Source organism: Mammaliicoccus sp. H-M34, from assembly GCF_022386495.1.
Classification (GTDB): domain Bacteria; phylum Bacillota; class Bacilli; order Staphylococcales; family Staphylococcaceae; genus Mammaliicoccus; species Mammaliicoccus fleurettii.
On record NZ_JAJNIK010000004.1, the window covers coordinates 1 to 25,570 of the forward strand.

Annotated in this window: 24 protein-coding genes, 6 tRNA genes, 1 rRNA gene and 1 pseudogene; 29 read left to right on the forward strand and 3 right to left on the reverse strand. The window is 31.9% G+C overall.

Annotation, left to right across the window (positions count from 1 at the left end):
* The 20 genes from rrf to LQ608_RS06355 all read left to right on the forward strand — a co-directional run.
* Window positions 1-86 (forward strand): 5S ribosomal RNA (rrf, locus tag LQ608_RS06260); the annotation flags it as partial.
* A gap of 13 nt (window positions 87-99) precedes the next feature.
* A tRNA-Asn gene (locus LQ608_RS06265) sits at window positions 100-174 on the forward strand.
* Window position 175: 1 nt separating this feature from the next.
* A tRNA-Glu gene (locus LQ608_RS06270) sits at window positions 176-247 on the forward strand.
* Between the two features lie 10 nt (window positions 248-257).
* Window positions 258-333, forward strand: a tRNA-Val gene (locus LQ608_RS06275).
* Between the two features lie 16 nt (window positions 334-349).
* A tRNA-Tyr gene (locus LQ608_RS06280) sits at window positions 350-433 on the forward strand.
* A gap of 4 nt (window positions 434-437) precedes the next feature.
* A tRNA-Gln gene (locus LQ608_RS06285) sits at window positions 438-512 on the forward strand.
* Window positions 513-517: 5 nt separating this feature from the next.
* Window positions 518-590: transfer RNA gene (locus tag LQ608_RS06290), tRNA-Lys, on the forward strand.
* A gap of 197 nt (window positions 591-787) precedes the next feature.
* On the forward strand, window positions 788-1,693 hold the full coding sequence (gene rocF / locus LQ608_RS06295; protein WP_239750804.1) for an arginase: 906 nt from the start codon (window positions 788-790) through the stop codon (window positions 1,691-1,693).
* Window positions 1,694-1,833: 140 nt separating this feature from the next.
* Window positions 1,834-2,640 (forward strand): diadenylate cyclase CdaA, encoded by an 807-nt coding sequence (gene cdaA, locus LQ608_RS06300; RefSeq protein WP_078358453.1) that lies wholly within the window; start codon window positions 1,834-1,836, stop codon window positions 2,638-2,640.
* Window positions 2,641-3,576 (forward strand): CdaR family protein, encoded by a 936-nt coding sequence (locus LQ608_RS06305; protein ID WP_078358452.1) that lies wholly within the window; start codon window positions 2,641-2,643, stop codon window positions 3,574-3,576.
* A 21-nt stretch (window positions 3,577-3,597) separates the two neighbouring features.
* Window positions 3,598-4,950 carry a phosphoglucosamine mutase gene (glmM, locus tag LQ608_RS06310; RefSeq protein ID WP_239750805.1) on the forward strand — a complete coding sequence of 451 codons (1,353 nt, stop codon included), beginning with the start codon at window positions 3,598-3,600 and terminating at the stop codon, window positions 4,948-4,950.
* A gap of 462 nt (window positions 4,951-5,412) precedes the next feature.
* Window positions 5,413-7,215: a glutamine--fructose-6-phosphate transaminase (isomerizing) gene (gene glmS / locus LQ608_RS06315; RefSeq protein ID WP_107509158.1), complete on the forward strand. Its 1,803-nt coding sequence runs from the start codon at window positions 5,413-5,415 to the stop codon at window positions 7,213-7,215.
* A gap of 135 nt (window positions 7,216-7,350) precedes the next feature.
* Window positions 7,351-7,653, forward strand: a complete 303-nt coding sequence (locus LQ608_RS06320) for a metal-sensing transcriptional repressor (protein WP_078358455.1) — start codon at window positions 7,351-7,353, stop codon at window positions 7,651-7,653.
* Window positions 7,654-7,666: 13 nt separating this feature from the next.
* Entirely contained in the window at window positions 7,667-10,051 is a 2,385-nt protein-coding gene (locus tag LQ608_RS06325; RefSeq protein WP_239750807.1) for a heavy metal translocating P-type ATPase, read from the forward strand.
* Between the two features lie 161 nt (window positions 10,052-10,212).
* Complete coding sequence (locus tag LQ608_RS06330; protein WP_239750809.1) at window positions 10,213-10,818, forward strand: DedA family protein; 606 nt, start codon at window positions 10,213-10,215, stop codon at window positions 10,816-10,818.
* Window positions 10,819-10,844: 26 nt separating this feature from the next.
* Complete coding sequence (locus tag LQ608_RS06335; RefSeq protein WP_107509161.1) at window positions 10,845-11,294, forward strand: GNAT family N-acetyltransferase; 450 nt, start codon at window positions 10,845-10,847, stop codon at window positions 11,292-11,294.
* Between the two features lie 133 nt (window positions 11,295-11,427).
* Window positions 11,428-12,219, forward strand: coding sequence for a VOC family protein (locus LQ608_RS06340; protein WP_239750811.1), 792 nt, complete (start codon window positions 11,428-11,430; stop codon window positions 12,217-12,219).
* Window positions 12,220-12,319: 100 nt separating this feature from the next.
* A complete protein-coding gene (locus LQ608_RS06345; protein WP_239750813.1) occupies window positions 12,320-13,102 on the forward strand; it encodes an ABC transporter ATP-binding protein in 783 nt (260 codons plus the stop codon).
* A 75-nt stretch (window positions 13,103-13,177) separates the two neighbouring features.
* Entirely contained in the window at window positions 13,178-14,032 is an 855-nt protein-coding gene (locus tag LQ608_RS06350; RefSeq protein ID WP_239750814.1) for an HAD family hydrolase, read from the forward strand.
* 183 nt (window positions 14,033-14,215) lie between these two features.
* Window positions 14,216-14,872, forward strand: a complete 657-nt coding sequence (locus tag LQ608_RS06355) for a haloacid dehalogenase type II (protein WP_239750816.1) — start codon at window positions 14,216-14,218, stop codon at window positions 14,870-14,872.
* A gap of 91 nt (window positions 14,873-14,963) precedes the next feature.
* Here LQ608_RS06355 and LQ608_RS06360 read toward each other — a convergent pair whose 3' ends face one another.
* The gene (locus LQ608_RS06360; RefSeq protein WP_239750818.1) at window positions 14,964-15,911 is read right to left on the reverse strand and encodes a hypothetical protein; all 948 of its coding nucleotides are present in this window, start codon (window positions 15,909-15,911) and stop codon (window positions 14,964-14,966) included.
* A 180-nt stretch (window positions 15,912-16,091) separates the two neighbouring features.
* Between LQ608_RS06360 and LQ608_RS06365 the strand changes: the two genes are divergently transcribed.
* The 4 genes and pseudogenes from LQ608_RS06365 to LQ608_RS06380 all read left to right on the forward strand — a co-directional run bounded on the left by LQ608_RS06365 (window position 16,092) and on the right by LQ608_RS06380 (window position 19,025).
* Window positions 16,092-16,625, forward strand: a complete 534-nt coding sequence (locus tag LQ608_RS06365) for a CHAP domain-containing protein (RefSeq protein WP_078358441.1) — start codon at window positions 16,092-16,094, stop codon at window positions 16,623-16,625.
* A 13-nt stretch (window positions 16,626-16,638) separates the two neighbouring features.
* Window positions 16,639-17,286 (forward strand): SDR family oxidoreductase, encoded by a 648-nt coding sequence (locus LQ608_RS06370; RefSeq protein ID WP_239750820.1) that lies wholly within the window; start codon window positions 16,639-16,641, stop codon window positions 17,284-17,286.
* Window positions 17,287-17,304: 18 nt separating this feature from the next.
* Window positions 17,305-18,039, forward strand: a pseudogene (locus tag LQ608_RS06375) (metallophosphoesterase family protein).
* 104 nt (window positions 18,040-18,143) lie between these two features.
* The gene (locus tag LQ608_RS06380; protein ID WP_239750823.1) at window positions 18,144-19,025 is read left to right on the forward strand and encodes a nuclease-related domain-containing protein; all 882 of its coding nucleotides are present in this window, start codon (window positions 18,144-18,146) and stop codon (window positions 19,023-19,025) included.
* 442 nt (window positions 19,026-19,467) lie between these two features.
* On the opposite strand, the gene LQ608_RS06385 is transcribed toward LQ608_RS06380, so the two are convergent.
* A complete protein-coding gene (locus LQ608_RS06385; RefSeq protein WP_239750824.1) occupies window positions 19,468-20,412 on the reverse strand; it encodes a cation diffusion facilitator family transporter in 945 nt (314 codons plus the stop codon).
* A 21-nt stretch (window positions 20,413-20,433) separates the two neighbouring features.
* Window positions 20,434-20,733 (reverse strand): ArsR/SmtB family transcription factor, encoded by a 300-nt coding sequence (locus LQ608_RS06390; RefSeq protein ID WP_078357089.1) that lies wholly within the window; start codon window positions 20,731-20,733, stop codon window positions 20,434-20,436.
* Window positions 20,734-20,870: 137 nt separating this feature from the next.
* Here LQ608_RS06390 and LQ608_RS06395 point away from each other — a divergent pair, with 137 nt between their 5' ends.
* From LQ608_RS06395 to LQ608_RS06415, 5 genes are all read left to right on the forward strand, one after another.
* Complete coding sequence (locus LQ608_RS06395) at window positions 20,871-21,185, forward strand: CHY zinc finger protein (protein ID WP_078357088.1); 315 nt, start codon at window positions 20,871-20,873, stop codon at window positions 21,183-21,185.
* Window positions 21,186-21,292: 107 nt separating this feature from the next.
* A complete protein-coding gene (locus LQ608_RS06400) occupies window positions 21,293-21,790 on the forward strand; it encodes a hypothetical protein (protein ID WP_078357087.1) in 498 nt (165 codons plus the stop codon).
* 74 nt (window positions 21,791-21,864) lie between these two features.
* Window positions 21,865-23,295 carry an MDR family MFS transporter gene (locus LQ608_RS06405; RefSeq protein WP_239750826.1) on the forward strand — a complete coding sequence of 477 codons (1,431 nt, stop codon included), beginning with the start codon at window positions 21,865-21,867 and terminating at the stop codon, window positions 23,293-23,295.
* A gap of 122 nt (window positions 23,296-23,417) precedes the next feature.
* Window positions 23,418-24,482: a YkvI family membrane protein gene (locus tag LQ608_RS06410; RefSeq protein ID WP_078357085.1), complete on the forward strand. Its 1,065-nt coding sequence runs from the start codon at window positions 23,418-23,420 to the stop codon at window positions 24,480-24,482.
* Between the two features lie 47 nt (window positions 24,483-24,529).
* On the forward strand, window positions 24,530-25,564 hold the full coding sequence (locus tag LQ608_RS06415) for an alpha/beta hydrolase (RefSeq protein ID WP_239750827.1): 1,035 nt from the start codon (window positions 24,530-24,532) through the stop codon (window positions 25,562-25,564).
* Window positions 25,565-25,570 lie beyond the last annotated feature (6 nt).

The following is a 25,570-nucleotide window of genomic DNA, read 5'->3' on the forward strand; positions in this document are numbered from 1 at the left end:
TGTTCCCATGCCGAACACAGAAGTTAAGCTCTTTAGCGCCGATGGTAGTTGGGCTTACGTTCCGCGAGAGTAGGACGTTGCCGGGCAAATATTTATTTTTCCACAGTAGCTCAGTGGTAGAGCTATCGGCTGTTAACCGATCGGTCGTAGGTTCGAGTCCTACCTGTGGAGCCATGGCCCCTTGGTCAAGCGGTTAAGACACCGCCCTTTCACGGCGGTAACACGGGTTCGAATCCCGTAGGGGTCATTTTATTTATGGAGAATTAGCTCAGCTGGGAGAGCATCTGCCTTACAAGCAGAGGGTCGGCGGTTCGAACCCGTCATTCTCCACCATTTAAAAAAATAAGCTGGAGGGGTAGCGAAGTGGCTAAACGCGGCGGACTGTAAATCCGCTCCTTCGGGTTCGGCAGTTCGAATCTGCCCCCCTCCACCATGATTGGGCTATAGCCAAGCGGTAAGGCAACGGACTTTGACTCCGTCACCCGCTGGTTCGAATCCAGCTAGCCCAGCCATTTTAGAGCCATTAGCTCAGTTGGTAGAGCATCTGACTTTTAATCAGAGGGTCAGAGGTTCGAATCCTCTATGGCTCATAAGTAAGAGACGTTAGTTTAAGCTAACGTCTCTTTTTTTGTATATTTATATAAATAAATTATGCACGATGTTTATGCATGAGTGTATAAATATTTGGGATATATTAATATTATCCAAGAACCCTTGTATAGCTTGATGTAAGTGCTTACATATAATAGAATATAATAGTAATGCTAAATAAGGGGGATTTTAAATTATGAATAAGCGCATTGAAATAATCGGTGCTCCAACGGCTTTTGGTCAACGTAAATTAGGGGTTAATTTTGGACCAGATGCTTTAAGATATGCTGGTTTAATTGAAAGAATTGAGAATATAGGTCATGAAGTAATAGACAAAGGGAATGTGGAATCTCCAGTAATAGATATGAAAAAATATAAAAGTGAACAAAATGGATTAAGAAATTTAGATGAAGTTATTTCATTTTCAAATAATTTATATGAAGCTGTAAATGAAACGAAGAATAATGGTAACTTCCCATTAATTTTAGGTGGAGATCATTCATTATCTATAGGTTCTATTGCAGGTATAAGTAAACACTATGAGAATTTAGGGGTCATTTGGTATGATGCACATGGTGATTTAAATACAATAGAATCTTCTCCAAGTGGAAATATTCATGGAATGCCTTTAAGAGCTTTATTAGGAGATGGAAATGAAAATCTCACTAATATTGGTGGGTATAAAAATAAAGTTAAACCTGAAAATGTTGTATTAATAGGTATGAGGGATTTAGATGATGGAGAAAAGAAATATATAAAAGAACAAGGTATACTTACATATACTATGGCAGATATCGATAGACTTGGAATGAGTAAAGTGATTTCTGAAACTATTGATTATTTAAAAGCTAAAACGGATGGTATTCATCTTTCACTTGATGTTGATGCGTTAGACCCAGTTGAAACGCCAGGTACTGGAACGACTGTACCAGGAGGGGCAACATACAGAGAAAGCCATTTAGCAATGGAAATGTTAAATGAATCAAACTTGATTGTTTCTGCTGATTTAGTAGAAGTTAATCCTTTAATTGATGAATATAATAAGACTGCACATCAAGCGATAGGTTTAATGGGATCCTTTTTTGGTGAAAAGTTATTATAATTGACAACGATATACAGATGTATTTAAATTAAGAAGTCTCTTTTAAAGAGGCTTTTTTGTTTTATATATAATTAAATTAACAATATACCGAAAAAATTGTTATAATAAGCACTAGGTAAATGAAAGACGGAGGAGATACTATGCAGTTACCTGATATTTTTGGTGAATTGAGTGCCTTAAAGGTTATTACAGGTATACTTGATTTGATTATTGTATGGTATGTATTGTACTTGATCATAACTGTAGTTAAAGGTACAAAAGCGATACAATTATTAAAAGGTATATTTTTCATCATAATAGGTAGAACAATAAGTAATTTTTTAAATTTAACAACTACTACGCTCCTGTTTGATTTTGTATTACAATGGGGTTTTTTAGCTATTATTGTAATATTCCAACCTGAGTTCAGAAGAGCTTTGGAACAGTTAGGGCGCGGAAGTTTATTTAAACGAGTTAATGTAGCGACATCAGCAGAACAAGAAAGATTAACTGATAGTGTCGATAAAGCAGTACAATATATGGCAAAAAGAAGAATTGGAGCATTAATTGTGTTCGAGAAAGAAACAGGATTGCAAGATTACATAGAAACGGGTATACCAATAAATGCTGATATTTCTCAAGAGTTACTGACTAATATATTCATTCCTAATACACCATTACACGATGGTGCAATGATTATTCAAGAGCAAAAAATTGCTACAGCAGCGAGTTATTTACCTTTATCAGATAGTCAAAAAATCTCTAAAAGTCTAGGAACTAGACATAGAGCAGCTGTAGGTATTTCAGAAGTATCAGATGCGTTTACAGTTGTTGTATCTGAAGAAACGGGTTCGATTTCTGTAACAATTAATGGCAAACTTAGAAAAGAAATATCAAGCGAAGCATTTAGAGAGTTACTAGTTGAGCATTGGTTTGGTTCTGTTCAAAACAGAAAGGATGTGAAGTAGATGCTAGAATCTAAATGGGGATTACGTTTTGTAGCTTTAGTGCTAGCATTACTCATGTTTTTATCTGTTAATAATGTGTTTGGCAGTTTGTTTTCAGAAAATGCTTTAAAAAGTTCTGATCATACAATAGAAGATGTACCTGTCGATACGTTGTATGATACGAAAGAATTATATTTGTCAGGTGCACCTAAAACAGTAGACGTTAAAGTTTCAGGACCGCAGTCTACAATATTACAAGCTGAGAAATTATTGAATTTTAAAGTAGAGTTAGATTTAAAAAACAAATCAGTTGGTCAGTATAAAGAAGAATTTAAGATTAAAGGTTTAAGTGATGAATTGAAAGCAACTGTGATTCCAAAAAGTGCTAATGTTTCACTACAAGATAAAGTGTCTAAAAAATATCCAATTGAAGCAGAAATAAATCAAAATAGAATTGCTTCAGGATACGAATTAGTTGGAGAGACAGTAAATCCTTCACAAGTCACTATTACAGGTGGGCAGGAAGAACTGAATAAGATTTCATATGTTAAGGCAACATTAGATGAAAATAAACAATTAACAGACGATACGACTGAAAAAGCTGGTATAAGTGTACTTGATAGCAATTTAAATAAATTGGATGTGCAAATTAGACCAGATACCGTAAATGTTAATATTAAAGTAGCTAGATCTAGTAAAACAGTAAGTTTAAATCCTATTACAAAGGGTACTTCATCAAAAGGTGTTAGTATTGATGGAATTAATTTAGATAAATCTGAAGTTAAAATATATGGTTCGCGTAATGTACTAGATGGTATTGAATCAATAGATGTACCTGTAGACGTTTCTAACGTTGACGGGAATACAACTAAAAAAGTTGATTTAAACTTGCCAGATGGTGTGGATGACGCTGAATATAAAGATGTTGAAGCAAAAATTACAACTTCTAAAAACTAATGGAAATAAAGGAGAATTATAATGGGCAAATATTTTGGTACTGATGGTGTAAGAGGTGTAGCAAATTCTGAGTTAACACCGGAAATTGCATTCAAATTAGGTAGATTTGGTGGTTATGTATTATCAAAGAAGCATAATAGTGAGAATCCAAAAGTTTTAGTTGGTAGAGACACACGTGTTTCAGGGGAAATGTTAGAATCTGCTTTAATAGCAGGTCTTTCGTCAATTGGTGCAGAAGTAATGAGATTAGGAGTAATATCAACTCCAGGTGTTGCATATTTAACGAGAGAAATGGATGCTGATCTTGGGGTAATGATTAGTGCATCTCATAACCCTGTAGCTGACAACGGTATTAAATTCTTTGGTCCAGATGGCTTTAAATTAACGGATGATGAAGAATTAGAAATTGAAAAATTAATAGACTCTTCAGAAGATAATTTACCAAGACCAACTGGTAATCAATTGAATCCTATTTCTGATTACTTTGAAGGTGCTCAAAAATATATTAGCTATATTAAATCTACGGTTGATGGTGATTTAGACGGATTGAAAATTGTGTTGGATGGCGCACACGGTGCCACTTATTCACTAGCACCATACTTATTTGGTGACTTAGAAGCGACAAGTGAAACAATTGGTTGTAAACCTGATGGATACAATATTAATTTAAATGTTGGTTCTACACATCCAGAAGAATTAGCTAAATCGGTATTAGAACATGAAGCTGATTTAGGATTAGCTTTTGATGGTGATGGCGACAGAATAATTGCTGTAGACGAAAAAGGACAAATCGTTGATGGCGACCAAATTATGTTTGTTTTAGCACAAGATATGGCTAAAAATGGTGAGTTAAAAGATAATATGGTTGTTTCAACTGTTATGAGTAATTTAGGCTTTTATAAAGCGTTAGAAGAAGAAGGCATTAAATCAAACAAAACAAAAGTTGGCGATAGATATGTCGTTGAAGAAATGAGACGTGGGTCTTATAGCCTTGGTGGAGAACAGTCGGGACATATTGTTCTTATGGATTATAATACAACTGGTGACGGTTTATTAACTGGTGCACACTTAGCAAGTATTATAAAAAGATCAGGCAAAAGTTTAAGTGATTTAACAAGCAAAATGAAAAAATATCCACAAAGATTAGTAAATGTTAGAGTTTCAGACAAATTTGGAGTGGAAGAAAATACAAAAGTGTCAGAAATTATGACTAAAGTTGAAGTTGAAATGAATGGTGAAGGACGTATATTAGTAAGACCTTCAGGAACAGAACCATTAGTTAGAGTTATGGTTGAAGCTAAAACAGAAGAAGATGCTGAAAGATACGTAAACAGTATTGCAGATGTTGTAAAAGAAGAAATGGGTATTGAATAGTATGAATTGAGGTAGAGACAATTAATTTGTCTTTGCCTCATTTTTTTATAATTAATATATTTAGCAAAAGTAATATATTTGTATGAAATATAGTATTATAATTGCACAACACACAGTTTCATTGTAGAATGAAAGAAGCTTACTTAAGGAGGAATGTGAGGTATACTAAAATAAGGAAACTTATAGCGCCTGAACAATGGTCATACATGATTAATGATGCGTGTATAAACAGATACATGTTGAATGAATGTAGTTGCCTTTGTTGACGAGGAGGATAGTTATCGAATTATCGGCGGATGCTATCCCGGATGTGGCCCATTCGAAAGTTCAATGTTTAAAGCATATAGGTGACTGTATGTCCAAAGCCATTGGAATAGCCATAAATTAAAGAATGTATTGAAAGCGACTGGACAATTTTTTTTGGTGTCTAACCGCTTATTTAAAATTGGAGGAATTTTGTTTATGTGTGGAATAGTAGGATATATAGGTACAGCAAATGCTAAAGAATTATTACTTAAAGGATTAGAAAAATTAGAATATAGAGGTTATGATTCAGCTGGTATTGCTGTTAGAAACGAAGAAGAGATTAAAGTATTTAAAGCAAAAGGGAGAATTGCTGAGTTACGTAAAGCAGCTTCAGATGATTTTGATGGAAATATTGGTATTGGTCATACTCGTTGGGCAACACATGGTGTACCAAACTATGAAAATGCTCATCCACATCAATCAACATCAGGTCGTTTTACATTAGTACACAATGGTGTAATTGAAAATTATGAACAACTTAAGAGTGAATATTTAGAAGGCATTACTTTCAAATCAGATACTGATACTGAAGTAATTGTCGAATTAATCGAGTACTTCTCAAATGAAGGATTAACTACTGAAGAAGCTTTCAATAAAGTATTATCATTATTACATGGTTCTTATGCACTTGGTTTATTAGATGAACAAGATGCAGATACAATTTATGTAGCTAAAAACAAATCACCTTTATTAGTAGGTATCGGAGAAGACTTTAATGTTATCGCTTCAGATGCAATTGCAATGTTAGCTGTTACGGATACTTATAAAGAATTAGTTGATAATGAAATCGTAATCGTTAAACGCGATGAAGTAATTATTAAAGATCAAGATGGTAAAGTGATTGAAAGAGATAGCTATAAAGCTGAAATTGATGCTTCAGACGTTGAAAAAGGTACTTATGATCATTACATGTTAAAAGAAATTCATGAACAACCTGGTGTAATGCGTAATATCATTCAAAATTATCAAGACGAAGAAGGCAATCTTAAAATTGATAAAGCAATTATAGATGATGTAGCTCAAGCTGACAGAATTTATATCGTTGCTTGTGGTACGAGTTACCATGCCGGTTTAGTTGGTAAAGAATTTATTGAAAAATGGGCTGAAGTACCAACTGAAGTACATGTTGCTTCAGAGTTTGTTTATAACATGCCTATATTGTCTAAAAAACCATTATTCATCTTTATCTCACAATCAGGTGAAACAGCAGATAGCCGTGCAGTATTAGTAGAAGCTAAACGTTTAGGACATAAAGCTTTAACAATTACAAACGTTCCAGGCTCTACACTATCACGTGAAGCGGATCATACATTAATCTTACATGCTGGTCCAGAAATCGCTGTTGCGTCTACAAAAGCATATACAGCTCAAATAGCAGTATTAGCAATACTTTCTCAAGTAGTAGCTAATGCACATAACAAAAATACAGGTGTAGATATTATCCCTGAATTAGCAAAAGTGACTACTGCAATTACAGCAATAGTTGATGACGCTCCAAAAATGGAACAAATTGCTAAAGATTTCTTAGAAACAACACGTAACGCATTCTTCATTGGCCGTACAATGGATTACTACGTAGGTCTTGAAGGCGCATTAAAACTTAAAGAAATCTCTTATATACAAGCTGAAGGATTTGCTGGTGGAGAATTAAAACACGGTACAATCGCATTAATTGAAGAAGGTACACCAATTGTTGCTTTAGCTACTCAAGAAAAAGTTAACTTATCAATTAGAGGTAATGTTAAAGAAGTTGTAGCACGTGGTGCTAATCCATGTATCATTTCAATGGAAGGTTTAGAACATGATCATGATACGTATGTTATTCCACACGTACATGAAATGTTATCTCCACTTGTTTCAGTTGTTACATTACAACTTATTTCTTACTACGCAGCATTACACAGAGGCTGTGACGTAGACAAACCACGTAACTTAGCTAAATCAGTTACAGTTGAATAATTAATATAGAAAATCAAAGGCTGGGACAATTAATTTGTCCCAGCTTTTTTTCATTTTTATGCTTAAATTGAGCATTCACATTGAAAAATATACGCTAGGGGGGTATAGTTGTATTTAAAGAGAGGACGTGAAGTTATGAGTGAGTTTTTACATGAACATACAGTAACACCAAGAACTAAAGAAGAGAAAGATAAAGTTATAAATAGACTTAAGCGTATTGAAGGTCAAGTTAGAGGAATTCAAAATATGGTTGAAGAAGATAGATATTGTGTTGATATTCTTGTACAAATTAGTGCCATTCAATCTGCATTAAAAAATGTAGGATTTGCTGTTACTGAACGTCATATTAAACATTGTGTTACAGATGCTATTCAAAACGGAGAAGGCGAAGAAACAATTGATGAATTGATGAGTGTACTTAAGCAATTTTCTAAGTAAGGAGGTCAACTAAATGAATGAAGACAAACAAGTTACTATTGGCGTAACAGGTATGACATGTGCTGCATGTTCAAGTAGAATTGAGAAAGTCTTAAACAGAATGGATGGCGTAGAAGCACAAGTGAATTTATCTACTGAAAAGGCTTCTATTAAGTTTAAAGATGATTCAACTCAATTATCTGATGTAACGAAAAAAATAGAAAATTTAGGCTATGGTGTTTTGACTGAAAAATTAGATTTAGATGTTTATGGTATGACATGTGCTGCATGTTCAAGCCGTATTGAAAAAGTTTTAAATCGTCAACAAGGGATTGAAACTGCAACTGTAAACTTAACAACTGAACAAGCGAGTGTAGAATATAATCCAGAGTTAATCGATGAAAAGTCAATTATTGATAAAATTAAAAATATTGGCTATGATGCAGAGTCTAAAAATGATTCAAAAGACAAAAAGACATATAAAGAAAATGAAGTTAAACAAATGAAAATAAAACTTATTGTTTCAGCTATTTTGTCATTACCGCTTATATTAACGATGTTTGTTCATTTATTTAATCTTCCAGTGCCACAAATTTTAATGAATCCATGGTTCCAATTTGTATTAGCATCACCTGTTCAATTTATAATTGGTTGGCAATTTTACGTTGGAGCATATAAAAACTTAAAAAATGGTGGTGCAAACATGGATGTGCTTGTTGCATTAGGGACAAGTGCAGCATATTTTTATAGCTTATATGAAGCGATAAAAACAATTGGTAGACCAGATTATATGCCTCATTTATATTTTGAAACAAGTGCGGTATTAATCACTTTAATATTATTTGGAAAATATTTAGAAAAACGTGCTAAAAGCCAAACGATAAATGCATTATCTTCACTATTAAGTTTGCAAGCTAAAGAAGCAAGAGTAATACGAAATAATGAGGAAATCATGATTCCAATAGAGAATGTAGCTGTTGGTGATATTTTAAGTATTAAACCAGGCGAAAAGATACCTGTAGACGGTATTATTCAAAAAGGGAGAACGGCTATTGATGAATCTATGATAACTGGCGAATCAATACCAGTTGAAAAGTCAATAAACGAAGAAGTTATAGGTTCTACAATTAATAAAAATGGGTTAATTAATATGAAAGCAACAAAAGTAGGAAAAGATACTGCGTTGGCATCTATCGTTAAAGTTGTCGAAGAAGCTCAAGGTTCTAAAGCACCTATTCAAAGGTTAGCAGATGTTATTTCAGGTTACTTTGTTCCAATAGTTGTAGGTATAGCTATTTTAACTTTTTTAATTTGGATTACTTTAGTTGATGCTGGTCAATTTGAAAATGCACTCGTTGCGGCAATTGCTGTTCTTGTTATTGCTTGTCCTTGTGCTTTAGGATTAGCAACACCAACGTCCATAATGGTAGGAACAGGAAAAGCTGCAGAAAGCGGCATACTATTTAAAGGTGGAGAACATTTAGAACGCACACACCAATTAAATGCAATCGTATTGGATAAGACTGGAACAATTACAAAAGGTAAACCAGAAGTAACAGATTTTACAGGAGATATTGAGACATTGAAATTATTAGCTAGTGCTGAAAAAGGATCAGAGCATCCATTAGCTGAAGCCATAGTGGCGTATGCAACTGAGCAAGATATAACACTAGCAGATGTAGATGATTTTGATGCAATCCCTGGATACGGTATACGGGCATTAATAAATAGTGAGAATGTATTAGTAGGTAATAGAAAATTGATGTCACAAAACGGCATTGACACAAATATATTTGATGAAGATTTATCTAAATTAGAAACTGAAGGTAAGACAGCTATGCTAGTAGCAGTAGGTGGCGTTTTTAAAGGTATAGTTGCTGTAGCTGACACAATTAAAGAGAATGCACCTGAAGCTATTAAAATGTTACATGATGAAGGTCTAGAGGTTATAATGCTAACTGGTGATAATGAGAGAACAGCTCAAGCAATAGCGAAACAAGTAGGTATTCATAATGTTATATCTGAAGTATTACCAGAAGAAAAAGCAGACAAAATAAAAGCCATTCAAAATACAGGTAACAAAGTAGCGATGGTAGGAGATGGTGTTAATGATGCACCAGCACTAGCTATAGCAGATATAGGTATTGCAATAGGTACAGGAACTGAAGTTGCAATAGAAGCAGCTGATGTAACGATTTTAGGTGGAGAATTATTACTCATTCCAAAAGCGATTAAAATTAGCCATGCTACAATTAAGAATATTAAACAAAATTTATTTTGGGCATTTGGTTACAATACAGCTGGCATACCGATAGCTGCATTAGGTCTCTTAGCTCCATGGGTTGCTGGCGCAGCAATGGCATTAAGTTCTGTAAGTGTTGTGTCGAACGCGCTAAGATTAAAAAAAGTTAAATTATAATAAAATTGGATCCAAAATAAAACTGAAAAATATTCATTCTTAAGTCTGACTCTTATTATGATTGTTTTATTATATAATTAAGTTAAGTATTATTTTTGAAGGTTTATGTTATAGCTTGAAAAGGTATTTATATAAAGATGATAACTTAAAGGAGCAAATTAATGGAGAGTTGGATTACAAGTATCATGGAGCAATTTGGTTATTTGGGTATAGCCTTATTAATATTATTAGAAAATGTTTTTCCTCCTATTCCGTCAGAAGTAATTTTGACGTTTGGAGGATTTATGACAACTAAATCAGAATTAACAATAGTAGGTGTGGTTATTGCCTCTACTATAGGATCAGTTGTTGGAGCTGTTATTTTATATTGGATTGGTCGTATACTTAACGTTGATAGACTCGAAAGAATTATTGAGAAGTGGGGCAAGTATTTAAGATTAACGAAAGAAGATGTAAGAAAAGCTGATGCATGGTTCGATAAGTACGGTCCATGGACGGTGTTCTTCTGCAGATTTATTCCACTTATTAGAAGTTTGATTTCTATCCCTGCTGGTATGAGTGGTATGAATCAATGGTTGTTCTTATTATTAACGACTTTAGGTACACTTATTTGGAATTTAGTATTAGTTATAGTTGGTGCTAAAGTTGGAGATAATTGGCATCAAATAGTTAACTATATGGATGTTTATTCAAACTTTATGTATGCGATTATTGCTATTGGAATCATTGTATTTATTATCTGGTTTGTTAAACGTAAGAAAGCTTAATAAATTGAAATGTTGTAGGTGAAGTAATGATATCATTATGTAAGTTTTTAACGGAAAGACATTATGAATTGCTATCTTTAGCTGATGACAATCAACAAGCGATTAATGATTATACTTTAAGAGGTAAAGTTTACATTTATGAGGAACAAGGTCAAACAATCGGTATTGTAGTGGGATTGTTAACGAGACCAAATACTTTGGAATTAGTTAATTTAGCTGTTGATCCTCAATTTCAAAACAAAGGGATTGGTCGTCAATTAATTGAACATATTATAACAGTCGGTAAAGAATTAGATTGTCATACTATAACTGTAGGTACCGGAAACTCTGGTATTGGTCAATTAAAACTATATCAACAAGCTGGATTTAGAATGAAATCTATAGATATTGATTACTTCATTAAATATTATAAAGATCCTATTTTTGAGAATGGCATACAATGTAAAGACATGGTGAGACTTGAATTAGAAATATAAAAGAACTGTCCATAGACGGACTTACTTATGAGTATGACGTTTATGGGCATTTTTTAAAACATATTAGTATACTTTTTATAGTATATAAAGTATACTAATGTTATAGATAAAGAAAATAGAAGAGGTGTTATATATGTTTCATGGTAAAGATGCAACATTAGTTAAAGGTATCACATTAAATGTTACAGATTTAGAGAAAATGACAGTATTTTATGACAATATAATTGGATTAACAATAAGAACTAAGACTGAAACAGAAACAGTATTTGAAATAGGTGATTCAGGACATACGATTACTTTGAAATTATTAAAAGATGGAAGAAAACCTAGTATAAGAGAAGCGGGTTTATTTCATATTGCAATATTACTACCTACAACAGCAGATTTAGCAGATTTCTTAATTCACGCTTCAAGATTAAATGTTCAGTTAGGTGCTGGTGACCATATAGTGTCTGAAGCACTATATTTAAATGATCCAGATGGAAATGGTATAGAAATATATCGTGATCGTGATGCACGTAACTGGGAATGGAACGATGGCAATGTTGCAATGGATACACATGAGGTGAATGCAGAAGCGCTAGTTGAACAAGCTTCAAATGAAGGTTGGAATGGAATGCCTGCTGATGCAAAAATTGGACATTTACATTTAAAAACAAATGATATTGAAGTATCTAAAGAATTTTATTTAAATACTTTAGGTTTAAAAGCAGTAGTAGATAATTTTCCAAATGCTTTGTTTATGTCTACTAAAAATTATCACCATCATATTGCGATTAATACTTGGCAATCAAATCAAAAAAGAGAAGAATCAGACAATAGTTATGGTTTAGCAAATATAGTGGTACAAATGCCAAACGCTAAAAGCAAGATTCTAACTTCACCAGATGGTTTACGATTCGAAATAAATCCTGAAATACAATAAATTATAAATTACCTTCTGATCCAATCATCTTTAATATACTTAAACTTTCATGTACAATTAGTGAATATTATGAAAACAGTAAATTAAAGGAGATGTAAATATGCTTCTTGATTTGAAACATATTAACTGGATACGTGAAGGTAAATACATACTAAAAGATATTTCTTGGGAAATAGTTGATGGAGAGCATTGGGTATTGTACGGATTAAATGGAGCAGGAAAATCCACAATACTTGATATTATTAATGCGTATACAGCGCCTTCTTCAGGTGAATTTGAAATATTAGATATGAAACAAGGTAAACTTGGATATTCAGCTGATGGTATTAGAAAGCAAATTGGTTATGTTTCTCAATCTTTATTTAAGAAAATGAGAGAAGAAGACAATGCTTTTACGACTGTTATTAGTGGTGCTTATGCGTCAATAGGTGTATATGAAGAACCAAGTAAACAAATTAAAGATAAAGCAAATGAAATTTGCGAAGCATTAGGTATTACCAAAGATTATATTAACCGAAGATTTGAAAATTTATCACAAGGTGAACAAACGCGTGTATTAATTGGTAGAGCTTTAATGTCAGAACCGAGACTTCTAATACTTGATGAACCAACAAATGGCTTAGATTTTGTTGCAAGAGAAGATTTATTGGAAAGAATTGAGAATATTGGTCAAGATAAAAGTGGTCCAACAATGATATATGTTACACATCATCTAGAAGAAGTGTTGCCTGTATTTAAGAAGATTTTATTATTAAAAGATGGTAAGGTATTTCGATCAGGAAATATTAATGACGTTGTTAATGAAAAAAATATGAGTAACTTATTTAACATAAATGTTGATGTTTCGTTTAAGAACAATAGACCAATATTATCTAAAAAGTAATATAAATCTAAAATATTGCCTTTATTATATGAGCATGAAATAATAGATATTGATAAATTATATGGAGGCATCAACATGACAACGCAAGTAGTTTTTTTAGATATGGATGGCACAATTTTAAATGAAGAAAATAGAGTAACTGATTATACTAATGAGATTATTCAAGAAGTTCGACAAAAAGGCATTAAAGTATTTATAGCTACTGGACGAGCTTATGATGAGATTTCATATTTGGTTCCTGAGAATTTTGAAGTTGATGGTATATTATCATCCAATGGTGCAGTAGGTTATATTAATGGCAAAGAAATATTTAAAAATCAACTACCGATGGAAACAGTACATAAACTTATTGATTTAGCAGAAAAGCATCAAATATATTATGAATTATTCCCTTACTATAAAAATAGAATTGCATTAAACCGCGATAAAACATTGCTACTGTCAGAAATATCAACTGAACAAGTAGGAGATGTAGAAGCTAATGAATGGAAATCTCGACAAGAAGCATTAAGTGAAAAAATAAAATGGGTCGATGAAATACCAGAAGATGCATATTCAAAGTTTTATTTTTTCAAAAAGCATAAAACAGAAATTAAAAAATGGGAAGAACTTATTCTACCAATGAAGGAAGAACTTAATATTTCTATTTCTCATTCTACACCATGTAATCTTGAAACGATGCCTATGGGTGTAAACAAAGCGACAGCAATAGAAGCTGCGTTAAAATATTTAGAACTAGATAAAGATGTTAAGACATATGCAATTGGTGATAGTGACAATGATAAACAAATGCTAGAACACGTTGATTACCCAATAGTTATGAAAAATGCACCAGATCATATAAAAGAATTGGGTAAAGAAGTAACAAGAAGAACAAACGAAGAAAATGGTGTAGCTGACTACTTAAGTAAGAAATTTTTAATAAACTAAATTATTTAAATAACAAAATGATATTCAGGCTGGGATAATTAATTTATCCAGTCTGATTTTTATTTATAGTGACTTTATAGATCGTCAATCCCGCAAAATATATTGTTAGCAATATATTTTGCGGGATTGTTTTATATTCGTTTGGATATAATAAAATGAAAGGATTTATAAGGAGTGATTATTATGATTAAAACGGTCGTTTTCGATATATATGGAACTTTATTCGATATAAATAGTGTCCAAGAAAAGTGTGAGAAATTATTTCCTGGAAACGGAGAAAAAATAGCTAAAGCTTGGCGTCATAAACTTATAGAATATACTCATGTTAGACAACTAGTAGATCAATATAAACCATTTAGTAAAGTTATAAAAGATTCACTCGAATATGTACTTGATAGAAATGATTTTGACTATTCATTAAGTGACGTAAATGAGTGTGTGGAAGAGTATTATCGCTTGCAAGTATTCCCTGAAGTAACTCAATCATTAAATGATATATCACATATCGATAAAGTTATATTTAGTAATGGCAATCAGGAAATGATTCAAAAAGTATTGAAACATTCAAATATAGATAGTAGCTTTAAACATATTTTAGCGCTTGAAGAATTTGGTATGTATAAACCCAATTCTAATGGATATGTATTATTAGAAGAAAGGATTCCATATGAGAAACAAGAAGTTCTGTTCGTATCGTCTAATAAGTGGGACATTGTCGGAGCACAAAAGTTTGGATTTAAAACTGCATGGATAAATCGTAATTTTAGTGAGTTTGAATATATAGAAGTAGAGCCAGACTTTGAATTTCAATCGATATATGGCGTTAAAAATTTGATGTAAGAAAAATGGAATGAGATAAAAAACAGGGGAAGCGTTCATAAAGATAAATAAAAAAAGAGCTCAAAATTAATTGAGCTCTTAAAATTTAACTTTAGTTATTTTTTGGATAAAGTGCATTTTTATTTTTATGATAGAAGTTCATAAGGCTACCATATAAGAAGTAGAATACTGCAAACATAAATAGGTAGAATAGTATATAACCTATAATTGCGAATAATATTTGTATCACACTTGGCATCAATGAAATAATAACTGCTGCTATAACTCCAATGATCGCTATGATAATATACGCTGCTACAATATAAATTAAATTACTGAATAATAACTTCCAAGCACTATGAGGTCCCTTACTTGTTATGTTCCAACCGATTGAGAATTTAGTTATTGTTGGTAATGATCTTTGATCAATATGGACAAGTACTGTGTTAACTATAAAGATAACAAAATAATATAAAGGTATAAATAAGGCGAATAATACCAATATCATAAATAACATGATTACGATGAATGATATAGACATTGCACCAATACCTTCACTAGCCGAACTTGGTTGCATTAACGCCATTGAAGTACCAAATATTGCGAAGAATATCACTTCTACAATAATGACAACTATGTAAACAATGAAATACATTGCTACACTAATTAAACCAATAATTAAAGTTAGCTTTAATGTTTTAACATAGTTTCCTTTTTTTAAGAACATAAATAAATCACTAAAGCGTGGACTAATGCCTAAATCTGTATCTTTATAGAATTTTAGAATTCCATAAGCTATAGGGATTAATATAAAAATATACATCAGAATAAATAATATAAACCCTATGACCATTGAGATTAGAAATGTTGCTATGCCACCGCCTGATGGTTCACCTGAAAAGTCTTGTGATGCCGCTAAAGAAAATCCTCCAATTATAAATGCTATACCCGGAATTAACATTAATAGAACCATAATAATTGAGGAAAGGATTGTTAATAAAATTGTTTTGATATGTAAGCCTTGTCCATTTCTATAATAGTCCAATTGGAATTTGAACATAAGATTCACCTCATTGTTTATTTGTATAATTAGGGTAACATAAATAACATTGCAAATGTCATTTAATTGTCAAAAACATTATAATAATTACAAACTTTTAAAAGAAGGTAATAAGCACTTTGTTTGATATCGTATTAAATTACTCATATATTTAAAGTATAAGATTTTTAGGAGTGGACTATGAAAAAGTTATTCCGATTTATTGTGTTCATTGCTACATGGACTGCTATTATTGCAATGGCATTTCTTTTTAGAAGCCAAGGTGGATTTGATTTTATAAGTGATTACACTGAAGATATCAAAAAGCAAATAAAGGAAAAAGAAATAGCTATACGGACAGAACAAATTAAGAAAAATGATAAAACAGATGACCGCTCGTTAGGAAATTTTTATCAAGAAGGTCAGTGTACATTTTATGTTTATGAAGAAAGATTAAATATTGATAAAAGAATTGGATCATCTTGGGGTGATGCAAAACAGTGGGATGATCGTGCTAAAGATGAAGGTTATAAAGTCGATGGTCAACCAAGAGAAGGTTCTATATTACAAACTGATTATGGTGAATTAGGACATGTTGCGATCGTTAATGAAGTGAAAAGTGACGGTTCTATTGTTGTATCAGACATGAATTATGAAAAACCATATGAAGTTACAGAAAGGTTAATTACCTCAGATAGATTGCACAATTATCAATTTATACATGAAAAAATTTAAAGGAGTGTTTTAAATGAATATATTCGTAATAGGTGCTAATGGACAAATTGGAAGACATTTAGTAAAAAGCTTAATCGATCAAGGAAATGAAGTAACAGCAGGCATTAGAAAAAATAGCCAAGCAGCTTTCTTTGAAGAATTAGGTGCCAAAACAGTGTCACTTGATTTAGAATATGATGATATTAATGACATTTCTGAAAAAATAAAAGACGCAGATAAAGTTGTGTTTACTGCTGGATCTGGTGGTCACACTGGAGCAGATCAAACGATTATCATTGATTTAGATGGTGCTGTTAAATCAATAGAAGCAAGTAAGAAAGCAGGTACAAAACATTTCGTACTCGTTTCTTCATTTGATACTAGAAGATCAGCATTTGAAGGTGACTTGAAACCTTATACAATTGCTAAACATTATGCTGATGTTCATTTAAGAGATTCTGGTTTACCATATACAATTGTGCATCCAGGATTATTAACTAACGATGATGGATTAGGTAAAGTAGAAATAGCAGAAGAAGTTGAACGCGGAAAAGTACCACGCCAAGACGTTGCTAATGTGATACAAGAAGTATTAAATAATGATGGTAAAATTGGACAAGAATTTCAAGTTGTATCAGGGGACATAGAAATTAAAGAAGCGGTTGAGCAATTTAATAATTAATCATTAAGGAGTTGTATTATGGTTAAATTTGCAATTTTAACAGATATACACGGAAACTATGATGCTTTGACAGCTGTACTTACAGATATAGATAATAAAAAAGACATTAAACACATTTATAATTTAGGCGATAACATTGGTGTCGGACATCAAACGAATGAAGTTCTAGAAGTTATTACAAATAGAGATGATATGACTTATATTGCTGGAAACCATGATGAAGCAATAATGGCAGTTGCAAATAAAGAAGATTATCCTGAAAGTTTAAAAAATAAATTTTATGAACATCATCAATGGATAGTGGAACATTTAGATACTAAATATTATAACTTTTTGAACAACTTGCAACGTGAAGTTACTGAAGATATTGAAGGATTAAAATTTTATTTCACTCATTATCGTATACTTGAAGAAAATATCAAGCAACATATTAGTGACGATCCATTTGAACCAATCGTTGAGCCCTCATTAGAACATGTGCATGGATTATTTAATGGCTTAGATGCTGATTTTGTAACATTTGGACATAATCATGTATTACACCATTTTGATGATATTTAGACAATATATTTTAATCCAGGATCTGTAGGTTTGAACAATGGCGCTTATGCAGTATATGGAATTGTAGAAGTTAAAGATGGTGCAATAAATGTAGAAAGAATTAAAGTACCATATGATAACCAACCATTCTTAGATGGATTTGATGAGAAAGCCGTACCAGGAAAACAACTAATATTTGAATCATTTATATAGATAAAATAAGTTCGAGGTTGAGACAATGAATTGTCCCAACCTCGATTTTTTGATTGAATTGGATTAAAATGGAAATAGAATATGACAACAAAGAAGGTGCCTTCATGAGTAAAAATTATTATAATTTAATTGAATCTTTAATTGGAAGAACAAGTATTAAACAGCAAGATATTCAAAAGTATGAAACTTATAAGAAAGGAAAAGAGGGAGAAAATAAATTTTTAGAATTATTAAGTTGCATTGAAAATGTAGAATATATTTATAATTTACAACTTAGAAACAATCAAGATTATCAATATGATTTTATAGTGATAACAGATAAAATCATCTATCAGTTTGAAATAAAAAATTATTATGGCAGTTATGAATTTAAAAATGGTAACTTAATTGGGCAAAGTGGTTTTATTATAAAGTATCCAACAGCACAGTTAGAAAGAAACGAATACTATTTAGAACTTTTAATTAAAAGATTAAATATCCAAAGAATGATAAAGAGTTACTTGGTTTTTATTAATGAAAATTTTAAGTTAACTGGTAAAGTAAACAATGACTTGATTATTTTACCTACTCAATTAAATAAAGTAAAACACTTAATTAGAAATGAAAATCCTCAGCAAAACCACTTAATTAACACTTCCCTGCAAAAGCTAAATTCTCCTTTTGAAGACGAATATCATCAATACCCAAAGTTTAAATTCGAAAATATAAATCCTGGAATAAGATGTACACATTGTAAGAATATTATCAGTGAGACTTTGAAAGAAAAACAAAAAATGATTACATGTAATTTCTGTTTTAGCAGAATTTCAAGGAAAAAATTAATCTTGAAGACACTTGAAGAATTGCTATGCATTAAAGGGGAACCCTTCACAATGAGAGAAGCTAGAAAATGGTGTAATGGCATTCATAGAAATACACTTTCTTATATAATGAAAGAAGAGTTCAAAGTTAAAATGAAAAACAAAACTAAAGTATATTATAAATAAGGGTGAGAGTAGAAAAACTAATTTAAACGCACGAAGACTTCAGAGATATCGTGCGATTCAGGTAAAATCCAGCCAAAACGCACGAAGACTCGAAAGATATCGTGCGATTTAGCTCAAATCGGTCCAAAACGCACGAAGACTTCAGAGATATCGTGCGATTCAGATTAAATCGGTCCAAAACGCACGAAGACTTCAGAGATATCGTGCGATTCAGATCAAATCGATCCAAAACGCACGAAGACTTCAGAGATATCGTGCGATTCAGCTCAAATCGGGCCAAAACGCACGAAGACTCCAGAGATATCGTGCGATTCAGCTCAAATCGGGTCAAAACGCACGAAGACTTCAGAGATATCGTGCGATTCAGCTTAAATTCAGTCAAAACGCACGAAGACTCCAGAGATATCGTGCGATTCAGCTCACTCCCAGCCTTTCTACTTGTTTAATGAACATGTTCTGTTTGATCCATACAACATAATAAAGAATTATCGTGCTGATGGTCTGATGTTTCTAATTGGATAGTAGCATGTTGTATGGATTTATGGTTTAGTTTATGGTTAATTTCTTCTATTATACTGTCGCATTCTAATACTGTTTTTTCTCTATCTACAACTGCATGACAACTTAATGCTGTTAGATCACTTGTGATAGACCAAATGTGCAAATCATGTACATCGATTATTTCTGGATGTGATGTGATTGTTTCTGAAATTTCGTGTATATCGATATTTGATGGTGTTCCTTCCATTAATACGTTTAATGCTGATTTTGTAACACCATATCCGCTTCTTATAATGAGAATAGCAACAATAACACTTGCTATTGGATCGGCTAACTTCCAACCGAAAATTATCATGATTATTGCCGCTACTATTGCACCGACTGATCCTAATAAATCCCCAAGTACATGTATAAAAGCACCACGCATATTTAAATTGTTTTTTGTGTCAGATCCTTTAAACATTAACCATGCAATAACAAGATTAACGATTAATCCAATTGTACTAATGATGAGCATACCTGTTGAAGCTACTTCAGGTGGATTTATAAATCGTGAGATTGCTTCATAAAATATATATAAGCTAATAGCAATTAATAAAATTCCATTTATAAAAGCAGCGAGTATTTCAAAACGGCGATAGCCATATGTTTTATGTTGATTTGCAACACGTTCACCGAATTTAAAAGCCATGAGTGCAATAAATAAAGAAATTGCATCACTAAGCATATGACCTGCATCTGATAATAATGCTAAGCTATTTGTAACATATCCTCCAATTACTTCTACAATCATAAATAAAGTAATGATTATGAAAGAAATCAGTAATATTTTTTTATTATTTGTATGAACATGGTTGTGGTCATGTCCGTGATGTTCATGTCCCATATAAACACCTCTCAATTTAAATTAATGTTTAGCGTGTTCGATTGCTTGTTTTAAAAATAGAATAACGTGGTCATCATCAATTGAGTAGAATATACTCTTTCCTTCTCTTTCAAATTTAACAAGTCGAAGATTCTTTAAAAATCTCAATTGATGGGAAACTGAAGATTGACTAAGTGAAAGTGTTTCTGCTATACATCCAACTGAGTGTCTGCCTGTACAAAGTAAATGTAAAATCTTTACTCGAGTTGGATCACTTAATGCTTTAAAGGTTTGTGACACTAGTAACAATGTTTCATCATCTAATATATTATAAGTACTCATTTTATTCTCCTAACATATGAATATATGTTCATATGTTAATTCTATAAAAAATAGTCATCTATGTCAAATGATTATAAATTGACAAAATAGACGTTATTGTGAGATGTTTTGTTTTATTAAAATGTTTGGAGGATATTATGGTAACTATATATGGTCTAACAGTAGATGATGAATCTAGATGTGAGCATTATCAAACACCTCTAGATATCATTGCAATTAAATTTAAATGTTGTAACAAATTTTATCCTTGCTATAAATGTCATGAAGAATGTGAAAAACATGAACTTAAAAGATGGGATAAAAGTGAATTTGATGAACATGCTATATTGTGTGGTGTATGTAAACAAACAATTTCAATAAATGATTATATGTTAAAAGAAGTATGCCCACATTGTGCATCAAGGTTTAATCATCGATGTAAATATCATCACCATTTATATTTTAAAATTTAATTTGGTTTAATGTTTTAAAGGTAATTTATTACAAAACGTGTTATAATATTTTTAACTATAAAAATGAGCATACAGTGAATGTTGAAAAGAGAGAAGGAGGACATTAAATGAAAGATTTAATAAAAGGTCATATATTAAGTGGCGAATTTGATACTGCATATAGATTGATGTCCGAAGTGGATTTCTTAGAATTTGAAGAACACTTCATTTCAGCAGCTCACGAAGAAGAAAGTACAATGTTTTATACTTTTATATTAGATTCTATTAAGAAGGAAGAAACAAGTGAACTTCATGACTTAGCATTTTTGCTACATGTCTATCCATATAGTGAGCATGATGGTGCATTCTACTCAGCTTATTATCATGCTGAAAGATCGATGATATTAACAGAATATAAAGAAGTGAAGAGTTTATTGCAAATGCTTTTATTACATGCAATTCCAGAACCTTTGCTTTCCGATAAGCAAGCATTTGACATTAGTAAACAAATACTTAAAATAGATCCCGATAATAAAGTTGCTAGAAACATAATGAAAGAAACTGCTAAGAGAATGGATAAAGTTGTAGTAGATTTTTCTCAATTATCTAATTCTCAAAATGCATAAACCTAGTCGTTTGACTAGGTTTATTTTTTATGGGATTATAGGAAAGTTACAAAAACAAATATTAGGAGAAACAAATGGATAATCAGGTTAAAAGAAAAATCATCATGATTGTATTTTTGGTTGGTACATTCTTCATGATTTTAAACGAGACGCTTTTAAATATTGCATTAAAAGAATTGATGTCAGTATTTAATGTTGATGCGCCAACTGTTCAATGGATGGCAACTGGGTTTATGTTAGTAATGGGTGTACTAACGCCACTGTCTGCCGTGGTAAATCAATGGTTTACAACGAGAAGGTTATTTTTAGGGTTAGTAACAATCTTCACAATCGGGACGTTAACAGCAGGTTTAGCAATTAATTTCCCTATGTTATTAGTTGGTAGAATGATTCAAGCAGCAGGAACTGGACTTATGATTCCGACAGTTATGAACGCAATGCTTTTGTTATATAATGAGCATGAACGTGGGAAAATAATGGGGCAATTTGGTTTAGTGATTATGTTTGCACCAGCACTAGGACCCACATTATCAGGTGTTATTGTAGACTATATGGGTTGGAGATGGTTATTTTTAATTGTCATTCCATTCATGATATTTACCTTTATTTTTGCCTTTAGATATTTACAAAATGTAGGAGAAATAACGAGACCAAAAATTGATATTTTCTCAATTGTTTTATCTACAATAGGTATATCAACAATCATTTACAGTGTATCTTCAGTTAGTAGTACAGAAGGTGGATTCTCAAATCCATCAATCTTTATAACGTTAATTGTTGGTATAATAATGATGACTTTATTTGTATTTAGACAACTTAAATTAGACGAACCGCTATTGGACCTAAAAGTGTTTAAATACCATAACTATACTAAAGGTGTCATTATATTTGTTGTAGTTATTATGACAATGTTTGCATCTGAAATAGTTATGCCTATGTATTTACAAGGTCCTATGGGATTCAGTGCTAAAATAGCTGGTCTTATTTTATTACCTGGCGCGCTACTTAATGGTTTCTTATCACCATTTATGGGGGCAATATTTGATAAAATTGGACCGAGAAAACTCGTTGTACCAGGTTTGATTGTATTATTATGTGTTTCAATATTTTATTCAACAATTCACCCGGGTATATCCGTTTGGGTATTTGTCGTTGTGTATATTATTTTAATGATCAGTATTTCTGCAGTGTTAATGCCTGCAAATACAAATGCTTTAAATGCTATACCTAAAGAAATGTATCCACATGGAACAGCTGTTTCAAATATGTTACAACCAATTGGTGGTGCATTAGGTATCGCTGTATTTGTGAGTATTATGAATAGTGGTCAAACTACAGCACTTCAAGGTATTAAAAATCCAACAACAGAACAAATTAATAATGCTATGACAGTGGGTATACATCATTCTTATTGGTTTGGTATTGTGTTATTAGTTCTAGCAATAATTGTAGGATTTACAGTTACAAGAGCGAACTATAGCAAATCATTGGAAGAAAAATCGTAACTAAATTTGTGTTTTTACAAAACCACTTACTTTTGTAAGAGGTTTTTTTAAATTACTGGAATAGTTTTTATGATAGTGGGTATATGTCACTATATTGAACAAGTAAATGAGGAGGAAGATTTGTGTCAAATGTTAAAGAAGCAACAAAAATAGGATTTGCTTATGTCGGAGTCGTAGTGGGAGCTGGATTTTCAACAGGACAAGAAGTAATGAAATTCTTTACACACTATGGTTTGTATGGCTATCTAGGTGTAATCATCTCAGGGATTATGCTAGCGTTCTTTGGCCGACAAGTAGCAAAAATTGGTACTGCGTTAGATGCTGATGATCACAGCTCTACTATCAACTATTTATTTGGTAAAGCAGGTATTGTTATAGACTATGTATTAATATTCTTCTTATTTGGAATATCTGTCACGATGATAGCTGGTGCAGGTTCTGCATTTCAAGAAAGTTTTGGTGTGCCAACATGGCTAGGAGCCTTAATTATGTGTGTGGTTATTTATATCACACTGTTATTAGATTTTGATAAAATTGTTAAAGCGTTAGGTGTAGTAACACCATTCTTAATAATTATTATTCTTATCATTGCAGGTTATTTCTTTATAAATGGACATGTTGGTATTTCTGAAATAAATAGTACAGTAGAAGAGCCAAGTCTATTTTGGGGTATTGCTCAAGGATTCATTTATGGAGGATTAGCTTTCTCTGTAGGATTTAGTACGTTAATTGCAATAGGTGGAGATGCTGATAAACGTCGTATTTCAGGTTTAGGTGGAATTATTGGCGGTGTTATTTATTTAGTATTATTAGCACTGATTAACTCAGGATTATTAGCAGAATATCCTAATATTAAAGATGTAGAAATCCCTACATTAGCATTGGCTAGAACTATATCACCAATAGTTGGTTTAGCACTGTCGGTTATTATGCTAATGGTAATGTACAATACGATTTTAGGGTTAATGTATTCATTTACCGCTAGATTTACAGTACCATTTTCAAAAAAATATGTATTGTTATTAACGATTGCAATGTTATTGGCTTATGGATTAAGCTTTGTAGGTTTCTCTGCATTAATAGATAAACTTTATCCAGCAATGGGTGTAATTGGTTTAGTTATATGCGGTGCAATACTCGTTAAATATATATTGAGAAAAAAAGATAATAAAAAACATATCGCATAAAATAAATGAATATGTTAAACTGTCTTCTTACATGAGGAAGTGAACATATGAAAAGGAAAAAACGACGGTTGTTTATTTTGATTGTGGCGATCATCGTTGTTGTAAGTGGTTTTTATATTTTTAATAAATATCAAGAACATAAACAACAAGAAAAACAATTGCAAGCGCAAAGAGCAAATCAATTACTTCTTAATAATAAAAAAGTGAAATTGATTCGGGATGTAAGTTATGGACATTCTGCACCAAAAAGTCAAATGGATATTATTGTGCCTTCAAAAATGAAAAAAGGTGAAAAATTGCCTGTCATATTTTGGACGCATGGTGGTGGATTTATCGCCGGGGATAAAAGACAAAAAAATCCATATTTGGCTCAAATTGCTGAAAAAGGATATATTATAGTGAATGTTAATTACGCTTTAGCACCAGATTCGCAATATCCTACACCTATACATCAATTAGATCAAGCAACTAAATATACACTGAAATATAAAAATAAATTTAATATTGACCATAAACAAATTCTTTATGGTGGTGATTCAGCGGGAGCTCAAATAGCTAGTCAATATGTCGCTATTCAAACAAATCCAAAGTTACAACAGCAAATGGATATGAAAGCTAGTATCAAACAAGAGTATTTAAGAGGCGCAATTCTATTTGGTGGCCTTTATAATATGCAAACCGTAAGAAGTACTGATTTTCCTAGAATTGATTTATTTATGACAAGTTATACAGGTTCGAAAAAATGGGAAAGAAACTTTGCCCAGATTAATCAATTATCTACTGTAGATCAAGTAACGAAGTATTATCCACCTACATTTTTAACGGTTGGAGATGCTGACCCATTTGATCCACAAAATAGAGAATTTGATAAAGTGTTAAACGAACAAGGTATAGAAACAACAACTTCATTCTTTGATGGTACACATGGTTTGCGTCACCAATATCAATTTCACATGAATTTAAAAGAGTCTAAAACGACTTATAATAGTGTCATGATGTTTCTAGGTGCGAATACGAAACAGTCACCATATGAGAATAATGCAACTCAAGAATCAGAAACAGTATTAAAGAAAGACAAATAAAAAAGA

Bases quoted from the DNA above. Each gene is read 5' to 3' on its own strand.
- rocF (WP_239750804.1), top strand. From the start codon at position 788: ATGAATAAGCGCATTGAAATAATCGGTGCTCCAACGGCTTTTGGTCAA.
- cdaA (WP_078358453.1), top strand. From the start codon at position 1,834: ATGCAGTTACCTGATATTTTTGGTGAATTGAGTGCCTTAAAGGTTATT.
- LQ608_RS06305 (WP_078358452.1), top strand. From the start codon at position 2,641: ATGCTAGAATCTAAATGGGGATTACGTTTTGTAGCTTTAGTGCTAGCA.
- glmM (WP_239750805.1), top strand. From the start codon at position 3,598: ATGGGCAAATATTTTGGTACTGATGGTGTAAGAGGTGTAGCAAATTCT.
- glmS (WP_107509158.1), top strand. From the start codon at position 5,413: ATGTGTGGAATAGTAGGATATATAGGTACAGCAAATGCTAAAGAATTA.
- LQ608_RS06320 (WP_078358455.1), top strand. From the start codon at position 7,351: ATGAGTGAGTTTTTACATGAACATACAGTAACACCAAGAACTAAAGAA.
- LQ608_RS06325 (WP_239750807.1), top strand. From the start codon at position 7,667: ATGAATGAAGACAAACAAGTTACTATTGGCGTAACAGGTATGACATGT.
- LQ608_RS06330 (WP_239750809.1), top strand. From the start codon at position 10,213: ATGGAGAGTTGGATTACAAGTATCATGGAGCAATTTGGTTATTTGGGT.
- LQ608_RS06335 (WP_107509161.1), top strand. From the start codon at position 10,845: ATGATATCATTATGTAAGTTTTTAACGGAAAGACATTATGAATTGCTA.
- LQ608_RS06340 (WP_239750811.1), top strand. From the start codon at position 11,428: ATGTTTCATGGTAAAGATGCAACATTAGTTAAAGGTATCACATTAAAT.
- LQ608_RS06345 (WP_239750813.1), top strand. From the start codon at position 12,320: ATGCTTCTTGATTTGAAACATATTAACTGGATACGTGAAGGTAAATAC.
- LQ608_RS06350 (WP_239750814.1), top strand. From the start codon at position 13,178: ATGACAACGCAAGTAGTTTTTTTAGATATGGATGGCACAATTTTAAAT.
- LQ608_RS06355 (WP_239750816.1), top strand. From the start codon at position 14,216: ATGATTAAAACGGTCGTTTTCGATATATATGGAACTTTATTCGATATA.
- LQ608_RS06360 (WP_239750818.1), bottom strand. From the start codon at position 15,911: ATGTTCAAATTCCAATTGGACTATTATAGAAATGGACAAGGCTTACAT.
- LQ608_RS06365 (WP_078358441.1), top strand. From the start codon at position 16,092: ATGAAAAAGTTATTCCGATTTATTGTGTTCATTGCTACATGGACTGCT.
- LQ608_RS06370 (WP_239750820.1), top strand. From the start codon at position 16,639: ATGAATATATTCGTAATAGGTGCTAATGGACAAATTGGAAGACATTTA.
- LQ608_RS06380 (WP_239750823.1), top strand. From the start codon at position 18,144: ATGAGTAAAAATTATTATAATTTAATTGAATCTTTAATTGGAAGAACA.
- LQ608_RS06385 (WP_239750824.1), bottom strand. From the start codon at position 20,412: ATGGGACATGAACATCACGGACATGACCACAACCATGTTCATACAAAT.
- LQ608_RS06390 (WP_078357089.1), bottom strand. From the start codon at position 20,733: ATGAGTACTTATAATATATTAGATGATGAAACATTGTTACTAGTGTCA.
- LQ608_RS06395 (WP_078357088.1), top strand. From the start codon at position 20,871: ATGGTAACTATATATGGTCTAACAGTAGATGATGAATCTAGATGTGAG.
- LQ608_RS06400 (WP_078357087.1), top strand. From the start codon at position 21,293: ATGAAAGATTTAATAAAAGGTCATATATTAAGTGGCGAATTTGATACT.
- LQ608_RS06405 (WP_239750826.1), top strand. From the start codon at position 21,865: ATGGATAATCAGGTTAAAAGAAAAATCATCATGATTGTATTTTTGGTT.
- LQ608_RS06415 (WP_239750827.1), top strand. From the start codon at position 24,530: ATGAAAAGGAAAAAACGACGGTTGTTTATTTTGATTGTGGCGATCATC.